The sequence below is a fragment of the Priestia sp. 179-F W1.4 NHS genome, from assembly GCF_045369295.1.
In the GTDB taxonomy this organism is placed as follows: Bacteria; Bacillota; Bacilli; order Bacillales; family Bacillaceae_H; genus Priestia; species Priestia zanthoxyli.
Genome location: NZ_JBIQFF010000048.1, coordinates 1 through 2,489, shown reverse-complemented (window position 1 = coordinate 2,489; position 2,489 = coordinate 1). Strand labels below are relative to the sequence as shown.

Annotated in this window: 1 protein-coding gene; it reads right to left on the bottom strand. The window is 37.5% G+C overall.

The features are described from left to right. Positions 1 to 105: 105 nt before the first annotated feature. Positions 106 to 1,917, bottom strand: a complete 1,812-nt coding sequence (locus ACH0CI_RS28065) for a reverse transcriptase domain-containing protein (protein ID WP_182421067.1) — start codon at positions 1,915 to 1,917, stop codon at positions 106 to 108. Positions 1,918 to 2,489: the final 572 nt, after the last annotated feature.

The window sequence follows — 2,489 nt, the reverse complement described above, 5'->3', positions numbered from 1 at the left end:
TGGTAGGATAAGCACCTGACGCCTTATCGCATTTCTACGACAGGTTTTCCTGTACTTTCCTCCAAACCGTACGTACACCTCTCAGCGTATACGGCTTTCCCCTTATCAATCTAATTTTCCTAAATGGAGTTTTCTATGGCACCTAACACACAAAACCATAGTTTTTCTCCGTCTTGCCATCATTTTTTGTTCCCAAACAGTCTTACCTTTTAAGTCTTTTAGTTTACGAACATGATGTACCTCTAAAGATTCAGTGGTTTCCCTACACATCTCGCACTGATTAGCTTGCAATCTTTCGATTAAACTTGTACGTCCATGGTATTTTATTGTGTATGGTTGGGAATCCATTTCGGAATAACCTATGCTCCTCGCTCTTTTAAATCCACCGTCATAAAAATATCTGATACGAGTACCTTTTATCGTCTCGTACGTGATACCAATACGCCCATTTCGCCCTATTTTCGAAAATACCTTTGCGACTGAAATACGGTATTTTGCACCAAGTGTTCTAAGGAAACTATATTTCATAAAGTAATAAAATGAATTGAGTCTGTAACTATTCAATGCAAGTTTATAGTAATTATAAATTCCTAAGATTTCAGCATTGAAGATACTGATTATTTCCAATTCATCGTTGTTAATTAGGTAATTTCTATGGGTTGCCTTCCATTGTCCATTTTTTGTTATTTTGAGTGCTTTATATTCTTTGAGTTTATTTATCCATTTTTCCTCTGGCATATAGAGTTTACATCGCATATTTTGTGTTCTAGCCAAGGCACCAGTTTTATCTGTGCTCTTATGGGAGCTTCTAGAAACAGTGATATCATAACCCAAAAACCTAGCTTTATTAGCACTATGCGTAATTAAAGTTTTATCTTGCGAAAGATTGAGATATAGACTTTCTTTAAGGAAGACCGTTAGGTCTTCTTTTATCTTTAAACAGTCTTCTTTACTTCCTATTACTCCAATGACGAAATCATCTGCATATCTAACATATTGTATTCTTTTATAGCTTGAATCCATCGGTTCATTATAATTCACTTCCAGAAGTTTTCGTTTAAGCTGTTTATATGTTTTAATCCCATCTTTCTTTTCTTCATCAGAGAGAGTTTCCCATACTAACTTTAGTTTTTTTCTGTGCCAGTATACTAGATGTGCACTTTTCTTATATTCCTTGTTTACGGTGCGCTTAATACCTTGTCTAAATTTTGATGCATACTGCTTAATATATTCATCCAATTTATTAAGGTAAATATTTGATAAAAGAGGACTTATGATTCCACCTTGTGGCGTTCCACTGTATGTTTTGTGGAATTTCCACTCATCTACAAATCCTGCTCTTAGAAATTTCCACAGTAACCTAAGGAATTTTTGATCTGATATTCTTTTCTTGATGATATTAATTAGTACGTGATGGTCGATGTTGTCAAAGAAAGATTCAATGTCTCCCTCTATAAACCATCTTACTCCTGTGAAAGTCTTCCGTACTTTGTCTAAGGCAGTGTGACAGCTTCGCTTTGGCCGAAACCCGTGCGAGCTCTCATGAAAGCTGCCCTCATATATTGCTTCTAGAATCATACGAACAACTTCTTGTACTAACTTGTCATCAAAGGATGGTATCCCCAAGGGGCGTTTTTTGCCATTAGCTTTAGGAATATATACTCTTTTGGACGGTTTTGGCTGGTATGTTTCATTTTTGAGCGAGTCAATTAATGAATTGATTCTTGCAATGCTAAATCCATCAATTGTTCTGTTGTCTGTACCCTTTGTCATATTACCTGGTTTCGCATGCAGCTGTGAGTATGCTTTTAGGTAAAATTCTACATTGTAAAGGTTTCTATACAGTCGATCGAATACGTAGTTTTTATCTTTGGATTTAGAAATTAGATTGCTTAATACTATATCTGGATTTCTCATGAGCCTCTCGCTCCTTCCTGAATCGTATTAAACTAGACAAGCTGTTCCCCTTCGCCATGTAATAGGCTTTCCCTATTTCGGACTACTACGGGAACTCCGTTGCCTTATTGGATATTCAGACACTGAATGTCATAGCTCCAAAAGAAGCCTTCCAACTTAGGCAATCCCTATTTAGACATGTATTGACTTAGCTTTCTTTGTGATGTCGGACGGAACGTTCGCCATTTAACCTTTATTAGGCTTGTCCAGCCTTTAGATTGCATAAAAGAGGTTGAACTGCAGCACCTCTCCCTTTGGCTGCATAACGTTAATAGATACCTTCCGTCATGGACGGCGATTTGGACGACTCTGACTGTCCTTCAGATAGTTTAATCTTCATCCTCATTCACAAATTTCACCTCGCCATTCAGTCGTGATTTGGTATCTAATCAACTTATGACTTTCCCAACATGCTACACTCCCCGTTCAGTTTCCATTCCGGATAAGTTGGGTGATGACAGGCTTTGCAATCTAACCTGATGCCTTGCTATCAGCACTTTCAATACACGCCCTTATAGGCGCACCAACTCTTC